The sequence below is a fragment of the Luteimonas sp. A277 genome, assembly GCF_054052045.1.
On record NZ_JBSVRG010000006.1, the window covers coordinates 20135 to 36067 of the forward strand.

Here is a 15933-nt window from a genome sequence, read left to right on the forward strand (position 1 = left end):
ACGCACCCATGCATGCGCCAGCCGGGGCTGACCCTAGGTGCACCGGCTCGCGTTACGATGCCGAACCTACCCCGCGCACCCCATATTCCTCCATGAAGGTCAGCACCACCCGGACACCGCCGGCAGCATGAACCAGCCGTTGCACCAGGCGGATGCCGGCGCCAGGCCCGGGGATGAGCGCCTGACGTCGTGGACCGCAGGACTGCTGAGCGGATCGCTGCATCTGGCCATCCTGCTGCTGGCATTGCTGGTTGAACCGATGGAAATGCCGACGCCGCAGGGCTCCACCGCCGGCGGCAGCCGGGTGGAAGTGGTGATGATCGGGGAAACCCCGGAAACCGCCCCGCCCACCGAGGTTCCGCCGGTCAGCGCACCGGCGGTGCAGACCCCGCAACCGCCTCACCCAGACCCCGCCGAACCCACTCCTGCTCCTCCGCGGGTGCAGCCCACACCCGTGGTGCAGGCCGATGAAGCCATGCAGCGTCGCCCGGCCCGACCGGCCGCTGCCAGCCCGCCGCCCACGCCCAGCACCAACCGCCGCGCCCACGTCTGGGGTCAGCCGCCCGGGATGCTGCCCGAGGACCACGCCCCTGTGAACGCCGGCCGCGCGCCCAGCCCCGCCGTGAGCCAGGGCCGCCGCCACAGCAGCTCCTCTTCCGAACCGAGCATGGAAGTGGGCGGCTACCAGGTCCTCTACGACGTGCGCAGCGAGCAGCGCCTGCGCGACTGGCGCGATGCCGGCATCACCGAGCTCTTCATTCCGCTGCCCGGCACGCGCGATTACATGGTGTGCCCACTGGAAGTGGCGCTCAGGCGCGAATCCGGCGCCTGCCGCCTGCTGGATCCGGATGACCCGGAAATGGCCGACATCGGCGACGCGCGCGAAGTCATCAACATGCATCGCGTCTACCGCCGCGGCGAACTGGTGTGGCGCGGACCGCGTGCCTATCGCTGAGCGTTTTGTTCTGCCGGGCGAGCCCCTGCCACCTGAACGCAGCACCCGGCCGGTCCACATCGCTTTCATCCCCGCTGGCCCAAAGTGGATTCCACTCTCTCCCCAGAATGGAACCGCGAATGGACAACCAGAAGAAGATCCAGCACTCCCTCAACGACCTGATCGAAATCGCCCGCGACGGCAGCGAGTTCTACACCGAGGCCGCGTCCAAGGTGGACAACCCGGAACTCTCCACCCTGTTCACGCAGATGGCCGGCCACAAGCGCGAGATCGTCAGCGGCCTGACCGCCGACGTGGCCGCCATCGGTCGCGAACCGGCCGAGAAGGGCACCATGGCCGGCTCGATGCGCCAGATGTACGCCAACGTCCGCGCTGCCCTCGGCAACAAGGACTACGCCTATGTGGCCGAGCTTGAGGAAGTGGAAGACAAGCTGCTCGAGGCGTTCAAGGACACCGTCAACGACACCGGCACCCCGCCCGCCGCCAAGGCCGCCGCACAGAAGTACATGCCACAGGTGGTCCAGTGCCACGACATCATGCGCAACCGGAAGATGGCGCTGAAGGACACGCGCTGATCGCAGCGACAAGAAGCTGCAAAGGACCGGCCCCGGCTTTCAGCCGGGGCTTTTTTGTGCCGCGCGCCATGCGCGCGAAACCGCGTGACTGCTGACATGCCGCGTGGCGTCGGCCACGACGATGCGCCGACGCCTTGTCACGCTGATTGAATTCACGCGGCTTCGCGCGCATGGCGCGCTCCTACCGGCATTCAACGTCACTCACGGCTGCCGCCCTGCCGGCGGCGCGCTCAATCCAGCCGGATCGAGGCGCGCACGCGGGAGTTCAGCCGGTCGACCAGCCACAGCAGCCCGCCCCGCCAGAACCCGTGGATGCGGGCCTGGTGGCTGCGATAGAGCATCACGTGGCTGAGCTGCGCCAGCTTGCCGCGGATGGTGAGCCCGTTGAACAGGCCGAACTGGCCGAGCGAACCGAACGCGTCGTAGTCGGCCAGTGACACCAGGGCGCCCATATCGCGGTAGCGGAAATCGGGCACCTGCCGGCCCTGCAGGACGCGCGGCAGCGACCGGACCAGGTATTTCGCCTGCTGGTGCGCTACCTGCGCCGTGGGCGGCAGGGCACGCTCGGCACCGGGCAGCGTCAGCGCTGCGCAATCGCCCAGCACGTAGATGGCGGGGTCGCGCGTGCTCTGCAGGGTCGGGCGCACCACCAGCTGGTTGTTGCGGTTCGCCTCCAGCCCATCCAGGTCGGCGAGAAAGTCGGGGCCCTTGACCCCGGCGGCCCACACCTTGAGCGCGGCAGGCAGCGTACTGCCGTCGGCGAGCACGAAGGCATCGGCGGTGGCCGCACTCACCTGGGTACCCGTCAGCACGCGGATGCCGATCGCCTCCAGCCGCGTGCGCGTGGCGCTGGAAATATCCTCCGGGAAGGCCGCCAGCAGGCGCGGCCCGGCCTCGACCAGGGTGATGGTGATGCGCGCGGCAAGCCCCGGCGCGCCGTAGGCGGTCGCCGCCTCCACCAGCTGCACCAGCTCCGCCGCCAGCTCCACGCCGGTGGCGCCACCGCCAACGATGGCGACATGCAGCGGTATATCCTGGGTCAGGCACTGCAGCAGCCGGATGCGCATTTCCCGATTGAACGCATCGGCCTCGCGCCGCGAATCAATGTTCCAGCAATGCTCCGCCACCCCGGGCGTGCCGAAGTCGTTGGCCTGGCTGCCGGTGGCCAGCACCAGCACCTCGTATCCCAGCCGGCTTGCCGGCACCAGCAGGCGCCCATCCGGCGCGTGCTGCGCCGCCAGCTCGATTTCGCGGGCGTTGCGGTCCAGGCCACACAGCTCACCCGGCCGATAGGCAAACCCCGCATCGCGCGCCTGGGCAAGGTAAGCGGTCTGCTGCTGGGAGATATCCCGCGTGCCGGCGGCGATGGTGTGCAGCATCGGCTTCCACACGTGCGCCGACTCGCGGTCAACCAGGGTGATCGATGGCGTCCCGGCCCGCCCGCGCCAGCGACGGCCGAGCGTACTGGCCACTTCAAGGCCGGCCACTCCGCCGCCAACGATCACGATCCGCGGATGGGTTTCGGGTGTTGCCATCAGGTGCGTCCTCGTCGGCATGTCCAGGTACGGATGTCGGGCATCCGTCCACGCCAGCATGCCCGCAAAGAAACAACGGTTCCACGGCAGGCAGCGCACTATTGCAAATGGGCGGAGGCGGGGCTGGTCAGGCTCGACGTCGTGGCCGCAGGCGCCGCCCCACCGGTGCATCGCGACAACAGGGCCAGCTGCCGTGTCATCAGCTGCATCTGCCGCGCGACCAGGTGGCGCACGGCGTCCGCATCGACGGACGGGGCCGCAGGAATGGCAGCGCTCCCTGTATCGGGCAATGGCAACGGCTCAGCCTCTTTGAGCGGTGGATCGGGCGGCAGCCGGGCGTCCAGCTCCAACACCAGACGGTCCACGCTGGCGCAGTCCTCCATCAGCTGGCGGAAGGTAATGCCCACGGGGAACACCTTCCCCAGCTGCACCGAGACCTGGGTCAGCGTGAGGCTGTCCATCCCCAGCTCCACGAAGGGGGTATCGCCATCCTCCATGGAGATGTCGAAGCCAGTGACGTCCGCGAACAGCTCCCTGACCCGTGCCGAGAGGCGCGCGTGGCGGCCACCGGGCTCCATTGCCTGCCGATCCGTATGCGTCATTCCTGCAGCTCCGAAGGCACGCGGCGACGGGTGGGGAACAGCCATTTCCTGAACTGGCTGATGGGGCCGCCGCGCAGTGCCGCCTTGGCCTTCATGGGAGCGAAGCGCTCCGACCCGGCGATCTGCTCCCCCAACTGTTCCAACGTGGATGTCGCCAGGGCGAGCACGTTGAGACGGACGCCGGTCTCCCTGTGGATCCGGTTGATGAAGCGCACCGCAAGGAGCGAGTGGCCACCGGCATCGAAGAAGTTGTAGTCGGCGGCGACCGGGGCGCCCACCAGATCGGAGCAGAGCGCGGTCACATACGAGACAGCGCCGGCGGTGCCATGGCGTGGCGGCTCCTCCCGCGCCGCGCCGGGCCCTCCGGCGACGGCCTCCGCGGGCTTGCGCGGCTGCGGCCGTGGCAGCGAGGCACGGTCGACCTTGCCGTTGGGCAGGAGCGGCAGCGCATCGAGCACCAGAATGTGCTGCGGCACCATGTAGGCTGGGAGGATTCCGCGCAGCCGCACGAGCTGCGCTCTGTCGTCGAACCGGTCCCTGTCGGCGACGATCACGTAGGCCACCAGCCGCTGGTCGCCGGGCGCGTCCCCGCGGACGGTCACCACCGAGCGAACGATGCCGGGGTCGGCGTCGAGCGAGGCCTCGATCTCACCCGGCTCGATGCGGTGGCCGCGCAGCTTCAGCTGGAAATCCAGACGTCCCTGGTGTTCGATCATGCCGTCGTGCCGCCAGCGGCCGCGGTCTCCGGTGCGGTACAGCCTGGGCGCCAGGCCGGTGCCATGGTCCCGGGGCGCGACCCGATCGGCAACGAACCGCTCTGCCGTCAGTGCTTCGCGACCCAGGTAGCCCAGGGCGACACCCGCGCCGCCGATGCAGATCTCGCCCGGCACGCCGACCGGGCACACCTGGCCATGCGGGTCCATCACCCAGACCGTGGTGTTGCCGATCGGGCGACCGACGTGGATGTCGAGCGTACCTGCGTCGCCCGTGCGTTCGATCCTGGCGCAGGTCGACCACACCGTGGTCTCGGTCGGCCCGTACATGTTCCAGAGTTCCACCCCGCGGTCGATGAGCAGTCCCGCCAGCTCCGCCGACAGCGGCTCGCCTCCGCACAGGGCCCGGAATCCGCGCTGCGGCTTCCATCCGGCCTCGAGCAGCAGGTGCCAAGTGATGGGCGTCGCCTGCAGCACGGTGGCGCGCTCGTCCTCGAGCAGCGCGACGAGCTTCGCGCCATCCCCAGCCTGCTCGCGCGTCGCCAGCACCAGGGTGGCCCCGACCCAGAGCGGCAGGAAGATCTCCAGCACCGAGATGTCGAACGAGGTCGTGGTGACGCCGAGCAGGATGTCTTCCGGGCCCAGCCCGGGCGTCTCGCGCATGGCCTGCAGGAAGTTGATAACCGCTCCGTTCGGCACGGCCACGCCCTTCGGCGTTCCGGTCGAACCCGAGGTGTAGATCACATAGGCCGGCGCGTCCCGGCCGGCCGGGTCGACTTCGCGCGCCAGCACCGGGGCCGACTCGATCTCGCCGGCATCCCGATCCAGGAGCAGCTGCTGCGAGGGCTGCAGCGCGAAGCCGTCTGCGAGCTCACCCACGGACACCAGCAGCGCCAGCCCGGCATCGGCGACCATGAAGCGCAGCCGGTCGGCGGGATACGCCGGGTCGAGTGGCACATACGCGGCGCCCAGCTTCAGGACCGCCAGCAGGGTCGCAACCAGGTCCGGGTCGCGCTCGAGGCAGACACCCACCAGGTCGCCCGCTCCCACTCCGCGCGCCGCCAGGGCGTCTGCAAGCCGGCTGCTGCGTGCGTCGAGCTCACGGTATGTCAGCGTGCGTGCGCCGAAGCGCAGGGCGATCCGCTCCGGCGCGCGCTCCACCTGCGGCGCAAGCAGCCCGGGCAGGCTCGTGGCCTGCGGCAGGTTGGTGGATGTGTCGTTCCAGGTCGCCAGCGCCTCGCAGTCTTCGTCGCCGCGGGTCTCGATGTTGCCGATCGCGACATCGGCCTCGGCAACCAATCGCGCCAGCAGGCCGACGAACCGGTGCGCCATGAACTTGGCCGAGGGTGCGGCGATGACGTCGGCGTTGTAGTTGAAGTCGATCAACAGCCGCTCGTCATCCTCGTCCACCCACAGCGAGAGGTCGGTCAACGCGCTGTAGTTCGGCAGGGTGAGATCGTCGCAGCGCAGCTCGCCCCATTGGCGGGCCTGCCCGCGCGAGTCGTCCATGGAGAACAGGGCCTGATACAGCGGCGACCGGCTCATGTCGCGAGGGATCTCCAACTCCTGCAAGAGGCGCTCGACCGGCACGTCCGGGTGCGCGAAGCAGGCCATCATTTCATCGCGCACGTGCCCCAGCAGCTCGGCAAAGGTCCATTCCGGATCCAGTTCGAGGCGCATCGGCAGCACGTTGGAAAAAAAGCCCATCACCTCCTGCAGTTGTTCGGTGAGATGGCTGCGGACCGGCAGCCCGACCACCAGGTCGCGCTGTCCGCTGGTCCGGTGCAGGAACGCGAAATAGGCGGCGAGAAGGGTCATGAACAGGGTGGCGTGGTGGGCCTGGCCGAGTTCGCGCAGCCGCTGCGCCAGGGCCGCCTCGACGCGGACGAATTCGCTTCCACCGCGCCCGCTGGGCATGGCCGGACGCGGGAAATCCGCGGGCAGGCGCAGCGGCTCGACGCCTCCGGACAGCCGCTCGCGCCAATGGGCGATCTGCGCGCGCACGTCCTCGCTGTCCGCCGCGACCGAATGCCAGGCCGCGAAGTCGATGTAGCTGCGCTCGAGCGGGCGCAGCATCGGACTCACGCCCGATGTGTGGCACGCGTAGAGCGTCGCCATTTCCTTGCAGAACAGGCGGAACGAAGTGCCATCCCAGACGGCGTGATGGACCTGCAGGTAGAGGATGTGGTCCTCGTTGGACAGCCGGAACAGGCGGACCCGGAACAGGGGCGCGTCGTCGGTCCGGATCGGGGCGCGGATCAGAGGGTCGACCCGACGCAGGAACTCGGCATGGCGCTCCCCGGCCGGGAAAGCCGTGAGGTCCTCCTCCGGCAGCAGCGTCACCGGCAGGTCGTCCAGCACCCTCTGCACCGCACCGCCCTCATACGCTTCCAGGACGGTGCGCAGGGCGGGCTGCCGGCGGACCACATCGGCGAGCGCACGATCCAGCGCCCGCAAGTCCAGCGGCCCGCGCAGGCGGAGGGCCGACGGGATCATGTAGTTGGTCGAATCCGGCTGGATCTGTTCCTGCACCCACAGCCGCTGCTGCATCAGCGACAGCGGACCGATGGACTGGTCCGGCTGGCGCGGGATGTCGAGCACGTCTGATCCGGTCGTCTCCGCTTCGGGACGCGCGAGCAGGACTTCCGCCAGCGCGGCGGGCGTGGGCGTGTCGAACAGCAGGCGCAGCTTGACCCGGGTCCCGAAGGCCTGTTCCAGCCAGCTCGCCAGCCGTGCCGCAAGCAGCGAATGGCCGCCTGCGGCGAAGAAGTCCTGCTCCGGGTCGAAATCCGGCAGGTCCAGCAGCTCGGCCATCTTCGCGGCAATCCGCGACGCCGCCGTGCCGTCGTCCCGACGCACCGCAGCCTCGGCCACTTCGTCATGCGGTACCACGGGCAGTTTCGACGGGGCGAGCTTTCCCGTCGTCGAGACCGGCATGGCGTCGAGCACCACCACGCGTTCCGGCAGCATGTATGGCGGCAGCTGGTCCCGGAGCCCTTCGGCCAGCGCCGTCTCGTCGACGGAGGCGCCACTGCGCGCCACCACATAGGCGACCAGTCCCGCTGCACCCTGCCCGTCTTCGCGCACCACCACGGCAGCCTCGGCCACCGACGCGTCGGCGCGCAGCGCGGCTTCGATGTCGCCCGGTTCGATCCGGTAGCCGCGCAGCTTCACCTGGCGGTCCTGCCGCCCCAGGTGCACGAGGTTGCCGTCGGCGCGCCAGCGGCCGCGATCCCCGGTCCGGTACAGCCGCGGCGATCCCGACCCAGTCTCCATGGCTGCGGAGAACACGTCGGGTACGAACTGCTTCGCCATCAGCTCGGGCCGGTCCAGGTAGCCGAGGCTCAGGCCCTCGCCGCCGATACAGATCTCGCCCGCAGTGCCGCGCGGGCACAGATGGCCGAAGCGGTCGAGGATCCAGACGCTCGAATTGTCCACCGGCCTGCCGATGTGGATGTCGGGCAGCCCGTCCGCCGACGTCGCGATCCGCGCGCCGGTGGCGGTGACCGTGGTCTCGGTGGGGCCGTACATGTTCCAGAGTTCGGCACCGCGCTCCAGCAGCGCCGTCGCGACATCGGGCGGCATCGCTTCACCGCCGCAGATGGCCTTGAATCCAGGCGACCCGCGCCATCCGGCGTCGAGCAGCACGCGCCAGCCCGAAGGCGTGGCATCGAGGTAGGTCGCCCCGCTGCGCTCCATCATCTGCCGGAACGCCGCGCCGTGCACGGCCGTGTCCCGGTCGACGAGCACCACCCGTGCGCCCACTGACAGCGGCAGGCACAGGTCCACGACCGAGGGATCGAAGGACAGCGGCGTGACCGCGGCAACCGCGTCTTCCGCGCCGAGCCGCAGCCAGCGCTGCATGCAGGCGATGAGATTCGCGACCGCACGATGCGGCACGCGGACGCCCTTGGGGGTGCCGGTCGAGCCCGACGTGTAGGCCACATAGGCCACCGAATCCGGCATCGCCGCATCCGCATCGCGCCCGATACGCGTCGTGGGCAGGTCCGGCGCAAGGTCGCCGGGAACGTCCAGCGCGAGCAGCGTCACGCCCTCGACGGCAAGCCGCCGGGCGTGGACGGTCTCGGTGAGGATGACGGACAACCGCGCGTCCCTGGCGATCGCGGCCAGGCGCGCCGGTGGCTGCTCCGGATCCAGCGGCACATAGCCCGCGCCGGCCTTCAACGTCCCCAGGACCGCCGCCGGCATCCGTGGCGTGCGCTCGAGCATGATCCCAACCAGGGCGCCGCGCGCAATGCCCCTGGAGCGCAGGAGGTGTGCGATGCGGTTGCCCTGCGCCTCCAGCGCCGCGTAGCTCGTCGTGTCGCCGTCCTGCCAGAGCGCGATGCGCCCGCCGTCGACGTCACACTGGCGTTCGAAGTGCTCGTGCATCCGGCACTCCGCGTCGAACGCCACCGGAGCCGGCTGCAGATCGCGCAACCGTTCCCTCGCCTCGCCCTCGACCAGCGGAAGACCTGACAGCCGCTGCGCGGAATCCCGCACCAGCCCGCGAAGCACGCTCTCATACGCTTCCAGCCACGCATCGACAGTGGCGGCATCGAACAGCGCGCTGCTATACAGGCATTCCAGGCGCAGGCCGTCCTGCGACGGCACCGCGTTGATCGAGAAATCGAAGTTGTCGCAGACCATCGGGGTGACGGACAGATCCAGCACCAGGCCGGCGAACGCATCGCGCTCCCGGTCGGCGACCTGGTCGACGTTGAACACGGCGGACACCAGCGGCGGCCGGCTGGCGTCGCGTTCGATCCGCAGCTTCTTCAGCAGGGAGCCGAAGGTGCAGCGCTGGTGCTCCATCGCATCGAGCACGGTTGTCCGGGTCGCCTCGAGCAGCGCCGCGAACGACTGCGCATGGTCGATCGCCAGCCGCAGCGGCAGCAGGTTGACGCAGTGCCCGACCAGCGGTCCGCCCGAGCCTTCGTCCGCCTGGCCGGCGACCGGAATTCCCACCACCAGGTCATCCTGGGCGCTGAGCCGCGATAGCAGGAGGCCAAAGGCTGACAGCAGGCTCACATAGAAGCTCGTGCCGTGTGCCGACCCCGTGCGCCGCACCGCCTCCATCAGTTCCGCGTCGAGCGTGCGCACCGCGAACCCCGCGGCCGGATCCCGCTCCGGCGACCGGGGCCGGTCCACGGGCAGGTCAAGCACCGGTCCGCCGTCGGCAAGCCGTGCCAACCACCAGGCTTCGTCGTCGGGCGACACCGACAGCTCCGGCTGCAGCGCCAGTAGGCGGGCGTACTCGCGGAACGAGCGCGCTGCGGGCAGGCCCGGGCCCTGGCCGCCGCACTCGCGGGAGTAAAGCGCGCCCAGCTCGTGCACGATCACGTTCCACGACCAGCCGTCACAGACCATGTGGTGGGCGTGCAGCAGCAGCACGTGGCCTTCGTTGGAGAGGCGGACCAATTCCGCCCGCAGCAGCGGGCCGCGCTCCAGGTCGAACGGCGTTTCCACACCGGCACGCTTGCGCCCCGCCAGGGCCTCGGGCTGCCCGTCCGCGGCCAGCGCGCCGAGGTCGGTGACCGGCATGTCCAACGTCATCGTCGGCTGGACGTGCAGCCATTCACCGTCGGCGGAGATCGTCGAACGCAGCGCGTCGTGGCGGTCGACCGTTGCGCGCAGTGCGGCAAGGAGCGCAGCGACGTCGAGCCTGCCCTGCAGGGAGAGCGAGATCGACTGGTTGAAGGCCAGGGCCACCGACGGATCGATCCGCGCCGCGAGCCAAATTTCCCGCTGCGGCTCCGTCGTCGGCACGGGGGCGTCGTCCGCGGGCGCGGCCACGGTGCTCTCTGCGGCATCGGGTGCAGGCGCAACCGGCACGGTCGTGGGCGGTGCAGCCGGGTCCACGCGACCGGGCTGCTGATCGGGCTCCTGGTGGGGCTGCAGTGCCTGCGCCAGCACCATCTGCCGGGCCATCAGCGCCTGCTGGTCGCGCACGACCGAGAGCAGCCACTCCCTGTCGGCGACCCCGCTGTGCTCCAGCGCGTCCAGGTGCCCGGACATGAGCCGGAGCTGTTCGTCGAAGACCTCTGCCAGTCCAGCCGGGACCGGGCCGGTCACCGCCGCAGCGCCTGGAACCGCCGCATCGGCGACGTCCTGCGCCACGGCCTCAGCGACCGCCGGGGCCACGGAATGGGCATCCAGCCAGCAGCGTTTTCGTTCAAAGGGATACGCCGGAAGGAGGACGCGGCGTCGGCGCGCGCGCCGGTCCAGGAGTTCCGGGCGCAGGGCCAGACCCCGGCTCCAGGCCTGTCCGAACGCGTCCAGCAGCGCTGTCGCTTCCCCGGCCGGGTTGTCGCCCAGCGAAGCGATCGCGGCAACGCCCTGCTCCCGCAGCAGCGGCTGCTGGCGCGAGAGCGCGGTAAGCGTGTTGCGCGGGCCGATCTCCAGCAGCGCGCGCGGCTGCACCACCTCCAGTGCGCTGGCGAGCGCCCCAGAGAAGCGCACCGTGTCGCGCAGATGGCGTGCCCAGTAGTCGGCCGACACCGCCTGCTCAGCGTCCAGCAGGTCGCCGGTGGCGGTCGAGAAGATCGGGATCGACGGCGCCTGCCGCGGCAGTGCCTCGACTTCGGCGCGGAACGGCGCCACCGCAGGCTCCATCATCGAGGAATGGAATGCGTGCGAGGTCCTGAGCGCACGGCAGGCCACGCCCTCGGCCTCCAGCTGCTGCTGGAAGCTGGAAACAAGCTCGTGCGGACCCGAAACCACGCTGGCTCCCGGCGCGTTCTCGGCGGCCAGCGACAGGCCGTCCGGAAGCCGCGCCAGCAGCGCCGCGCCCGGCTGCCGCACCGACAGCATCGCGCCCGTGGGCTGGGCCTGCATCAGGCGGCCGCGGCGCGCGACCAGGCGCAGTGCATCAGCCAGCTCGAACACGCCGGCCAGGGTCGCGGCAACGAACTCGCCGATGCTGTGGCCCACCATCGCCGCCGGCGTGAGCCCCTGCGCCATCCACCAGCGCGCCAGGGAATATTCGATGCTGAAGATCGCCGGCTGCATGACCGCTGTCGGCAGCAGCGCTTCGGCGTTGTCGCCGAACACCAGGGCGCGCAGGCCCTGGCCCAGCTCCACATCGAGCACCGCAGCGCAGGCATCGAAGGCCTCGCGGAACGCAGGCTCGCGTTCGTACAGCTCCCGCCCCATGCCCGCGTACTGGCAGCCCTGTCCAGGGAACAGGAAGACCACCCCGCCGTCCTTCGCCGCCACGGTCTTCGCGGCCGCGGCAGCGAGGCTGGCATCGCGCAGCCGGGTGACCGTCGCGGCGCTGTCCACGGCGGCAACGGCGACCCGGTGCCCCATGGCCTTGCGCCCGACCGCCAGCGTCCACGCGATGTCGGCGAAGTTCTGCGCAGGGTTGGCCTCCAGGTGGTCGGCGAGGCGGGTAATGGATGCCTGCAGCGCGACCGGCGTCCGCGCCGACAGCACCAGCAGCTGGGGGCCTTGGGCGACGTCGGAAGGCACAACCGGCGGGGCCTGCTCCATGACCACGTGCGCATTGGTGCCGCCCACGCCGAACGAACTCACGCCGGCGCGGCGCGGGCCGTCCGGTGAAGCCGGCCAGGGCAGCAGCTCGCCGCTCGCACGGAAGGGCGTGGACCCGAAATCGATGGATGGATTTCCTTCGCGGAAATGCGCCGTGGGCGGAATGCAGCCGTTTTCCAGCGCCAGTGCGGTCTTGATGACACCGGCCGCGCCCGCGGCCATCAGCGTGTGCCCGATGTTGCTCTTGACCGAACCGACCACGCAGAAGCCCGTGTCCCGGGTGCCCTGCCGGAAGGCCCGGGTCAGGCCCTCGATCTCGATCGGGTCTCCCATGGGCGTGGCGGTGCCGTGCGCCTCGACGTAACCGATGCTGCGTGGCTCGACCCCGGCATCGGCATGCGCCATCGCGATCACCGCCGCCTGCCCATCGCTGCTCGGCGCGGTGAAGCTCGCCTTGCCGCCACCATCGTTGTTGATCGCAGCCCCGCGGATCACCGCGTGGATGGGATCGCCGTCGGCGATGGCCTCGGACAGGCGCTTGAGCAGCACCACCGCGGCCCCGTCGCTGAACACCGTCCCGGTCGCCCCGGCGTCGAAGCTGCGCGTGGCCCCGTCCGCGGAGAGCATGCCGCCTTCCTGGTACAGATGGCCGCTGCGCACCGGGCAGGTCACCGCCACGCCGCCAGCCAGGGCCATGGTGCAGCGCCCCGCTCGCAGGCTGTCGACGGCCTGCACGATCGCCACCAGCGAGGTGGAGCACGCGGTATGCACGCTCACAGCCGGGCCGGTGAGGTCCAGCTTGTGCGCGATGCGGGTGGCGATGTAGTCCTTCTCGTTGCCCAGCATGACCTGGAAGGCACCGAGGTTCTCAATCAGGTCCGGGTGCGCCAGAACATGGTTCTGGTAGTAGCTGGCGTTGTACATGCCGGCAAACACGCCCACCGGCGCGCCGGTTGCGTCCGGCACGCGGCCGGCGCGCTCGATGCACTCCCAGCACAGCTCCAGGAACACGCGCTGCTGGGGGTCCATCAGCTCGGCTTCCTTGTGCGAAATGCCGAAGAACGCCGCGTCGAAGCCGTCAAAGTCGTCGAACACGCCACGCGCGGGCACATAGGCCGGGTCAGCGCGCAGCGCTTCGGGGATGGCGGCGTCCAGCTCGTCCGCGGAAAAGCGGGCCACGCCATCGCGGCCGGCGCACAGGCCTTCCCACAGTGCCTCGACCGAGGCCGCGCCCGGGAAGCGCCCGGCCATGGCGATGATCGCGATCGCCTCACCGTCGCTGCCGCCGCGGCCGCGCGACATGCGCACGGCATCGATGGCGCGCGGAACGTCACCGGACGTGATTTCCGCCGCCAGCGTCGCCGGCGTGGGCGAATTGAACAGCGCCGTCGCCGGCACGTCGCCGATGCCTTCGCGGTGCGCTGCCTCCAGCACCCGGATCACCAGCAGCGAGCTGCCCCCGAGGTCGAAGAAGCTGTCGTCGCGACCCAGCCCCTCCAGGTCGAGCACCTCGGCGAAGATCCGGCACAGCGCGGCTTCCACCGGCGTGCGCGGGGCAGCATACGGCCCGGCCCACTCCGGGCGTTCGCGACCGGGCCTGGGCAGCTGCGCGCGATCCAGCTTGCCGTTGGGCGAGAGCGGCAGCGCGTCCATCTGCACGAAGGCCACCGGCACCATGTAGTCCGGCAGCTGCGCCACCAGGTGGCGGCGCAGCTGCTCCAGATCGACCGGCGCCGCCGCGTCCTGCGCAGACACGTAGGCCACCAGCCGCGTCATGCCCGGCACGTCCTCGCGTGCGAGCACGCCGGCCTGGCGCACGCCGGGGAACGCCATCAGCTGCGCCTCGATTTCGCCCGGCTCCACTCGGAACCCGCGGATCTTCACCTGGAAGTCCTGGCGGCCGAGGCATTCAAGGTTTCCGTCGGGCAGCCAGCGGCCCAGGTCCCCAGTGCGGTACATGCGCGCCCCGCCACCGACGAAAGGATCGGGCAGAAAACGCTCCGAGCTCAGCGCGTCGCGCCCGAGGTAACCGCGCGCCACAACCGGCCCGGCCAGGTACAGCTCGCCGGCCGCCCCCTCAGGAAGCGGTCGCCCGCGCTCGTCCAGCACGTACACCCGCGCGTTGGCGATCGGGCGGCCGATGCTCGGCAGCCGCGGCCACGTCGCGGGATCCGCGGGCAGGGTCAGCGCGGTAACCACGTGCGTCTCGGTCGGGCCGTAGTGGTTGTGCAGGCGGCAGCCGGGCAGGCGCTCGAAGAAGCGCACGATCTTCGGCTCGATGCGCAGCTGTTCGCCGGCGGTAATCACCTCGCGCAGGTCGCAGCGCACCGGCTCGCCGGCCGGCAGCGAGGCGATATGGCCTTCGAGTCCCTCGGCCAGCATCTGCAGCGCAAAGTACGGAAGGAACATGCGTTCGATGCGGTGTTCGACGATGAAGTCGAACAGCCTGCCCGCAGCCAGCCGCGCATCCTGGTCGATCAGGTGCAGCTCGCCGCCGGTGGCAAGCGTGGCGAAGGTTTCCTGGAAGGCCACGTCAAAGCCCAGCGCCGCGTACTGCAGCGTGCGCAGCGGCGCATCGTGGCCCGGCTCGCGCACCTGCCACTGGATCAGGTTGGCCAGCGGCCCATGGGGCATCGCCACGCCCTTGGGCTGGCCGGTCGAGCCCGAGGTGTAGAGCACGTAGGCCAGGTCGTCCGCGCGCACGTCGCATTCGCCCGGGCTGAGATCGTGCGCGGGCTGTTCCGCCCAGGGTGCGTCCGTGGCCAGCAGGTCGATCACGACCAGCCCGCCCGGCTTCCCGCCCGGTGCGCCGTCTGCAACGGGCTCCATGCCGGACATCGTCAGCAGCACGCGCGGCTGTGAGTCGGAGAGCGTGTAGGCCAGCCGGTCGGCCGGATAGGTGGGGTCCAGCGGCACATACGCGCCCCCGGCCTTGAGCGTGGCCAACAGGCCCAGCACCACCCCCACGCCGCGCTCAACATGGATCGCCACGCGCCCGTCGCGGCCCACGCCGCAGCTGCGCAAATGACGCGCCAGGCGGTTGGCACGCGCGTTCAGTTCAGCGTAGGTCAGCCGCTCATCGCCGTGCACCAGCGCGATCGCGTCCGGCGTGCGGGCCACCTGGGCCTCGAACAGGCGGTGTACGCCGGCAACCTCCGGGAACGCGACAGTGGTGCCGTTCCAGCGCTCGACGGCGGCGCTGCGCTGCGCCTCGTCGAACATCGGCAGGTCGGCGACGAGGCCACGGGCATCGTCGAGCATCGAGCACAGCAGGGTTTCCCAGCAGCCAAGCCAGTGTTCGGCCTGGCGCGCATCGAGCAACGAATCGGCGAACTCCAGCCGAACCGGCAGGCGGCCGGAAGCGTCGGCCTCGCCGAGCCGCATGGCCAGCAGCGTGCCGTCCTCGCACGGAGCATCGATCGCCCCTTCGGAAAACAGCGCCTGCCACCGGATCGCGGCCGCATCCGAGGCCGCGAACGCCGGGGCATGCCGCGCGGCTTCGTCCACGCGCGTCGCCACCAGGCTCAGGCACGCGGCCACGTCGGTGCCTTCGGTCAGCCCGAAGCGCAGCGGCAGCGCCGGCCCGTCGCCATTGCGATGCTGGATGACGAGGTCCGCCTGCGACGAGAGCCGGTGCAGCAACACCAGGAACGACGCCAGCAGCACCTGGCCCGGATCGACGCCATGCGCCGCTGCGAAGGCACGCACCCGCATGACAAGCGGCGGCTCCAGCAGCCGGCCCGCGGACCCGCACCCGTCCGCTCCGGCGGCGCGCATATCGCCCACCGCCAGGCCGATCGACTGGGTCGCTCCGGACAATGCCGACTCCCAGTAGCCTTTCGCGTCACCCGTAACCATCCAACTGCTCCCCCCGGAACACATCCGTACAAGCCAATTGAACGGATTCGGAGGGAAAGAGCGGCCAGTGGCGCCCGCGACTCAGCGCCCCGCGTCGGGCAGTTCCTTGATGCCGTCAGGAGGCAGGGATGCGACGTGTCCGCGTCCGCACGGGTCCCCACGCCCGGCCCGGTCCGCTCCGGCTTTCTCCTGCAGCCCAGC

5 protein-coding genes are annotated in these 15933 nt (G+C 70.4%); 2 read left to right on the forward strand and 3 right to left on the reverse strand.

The window, feature by feature from the left end; genetic code table 11:
• Nucleotides 1–127: 127 nt before the first annotated feature.
• Together ACW7G2_RS07150 and ACW7G2_RS07155 are read left to right on the forward strand one after the other, a co-directional pair.
• On the forward strand, nucleotides 128–955 hold the full coding sequence (locus ACW7G2_RS07150) for a type II toxin-antitoxin system RelE/ParE family toxin (RefSeq protein ID WP_456974194.1): 828 nt from the start codon (nucleotides 128–130) through the stop codon (nucleotides 953–955).
• A gap of 119 nt (nucleotides 956–1074) precedes the next feature.
• Complete coding sequence (locus ACW7G2_RS07155; RefSeq protein WP_456974196.1) at nucleotides 1075–1530, forward strand: PA2169 family four-helix-bundle protein; 456 nt, start codon at nucleotides 1075–1077, stop codon at nucleotides 1528–1530.
• A gap of 230 nt (nucleotides 1531–1760) precedes the next feature.
• Here the strand turns inward: ACW7G2_RS07155 and ACW7G2_RS07160 are convergent, their stop codons facing one another.
• The 3 genes from ACW7G2_RS07160 to ACW7G2_RS07170 all read right to left on the reverse strand — a co-directional run bounded on the left by ACW7G2_RS07160 (nucleotide 1761) and on the right by ACW7G2_RS07170 (nucleotide 15732).
• Nucleotides 1761–3065, reverse strand: a complete 1305-nt coding sequence (locus ACW7G2_RS07160; RefSeq protein ID WP_456974198.1) for an NAD(P)/FAD-dependent oxidoreductase — start codon at nucleotides 3063–3065, stop codon at nucleotides 1761–1763.
• A gap of 98 nt (nucleotides 3066–3163) precedes the next feature.
• Nucleotides 3164–3667: a phosphopantetheine-binding protein gene (locus ACW7G2_RS07165; RefSeq protein WP_456974200.1), complete on the reverse strand. Its 504-nt coding sequence runs from the start codon at nucleotides 3665–3667 to the stop codon at nucleotides 3164–3166.
• Nucleotides 3664–15732 carry an amino acid adenylation domain-containing protein gene (locus ACW7G2_RS07170; RefSeq protein ID WP_456974202.1) on the reverse strand — a complete coding sequence of 4023 codons (12069 nt, stop codon included), beginning with the start codon at nucleotides 15730–15732 and terminating at the stop codon, nucleotides 3664–3666. Before ACW7G2_RS07170 ends, ACW7G2_RS07165 begins: the two co-directional genes overlap by 4 nt.
• Nucleotides 15733–15933: the final 201 nt, after the last annotated feature.

Bases quoted from the DNA above. Each gene is read 5' to 3' on its own strand.
- ACW7G2_RS07160 (WP_456974198.1), bottom strand. From the start codon at position 3,065: ATGGCAACACCCGAAACCCATCCGCGGATCGTGATCGTTGGCGGCGGA.
- ACW7G2_RS07150 (WP_456974194.1), top strand. From the start codon at position 128: ATGAACCAGCCGTTGCACCAGGCGGATGCCGGCGCCAGGCCCGGGGAT.
- ACW7G2_RS07155 (WP_456974196.1), top strand. From the start codon at position 1,075: ATGGACAACCAGAAGAAGATCCAGCACTCCCTCAACGACCTGATCGAA.
- ACW7G2_RS07165 (WP_456974200.1), bottom strand. From the start codon at position 3,667: ATGACGCATACGGATCGGCAGGCAATGGAGCCCGGTGGCCGCCACGCG.
- ACW7G2_RS07170 (WP_456974202.1), bottom strand. From the start codon at position 15,732: ATGGTTACGGGTGACGCGAAAGGCTACTGGGAGTCGGCATTGTCCGGA.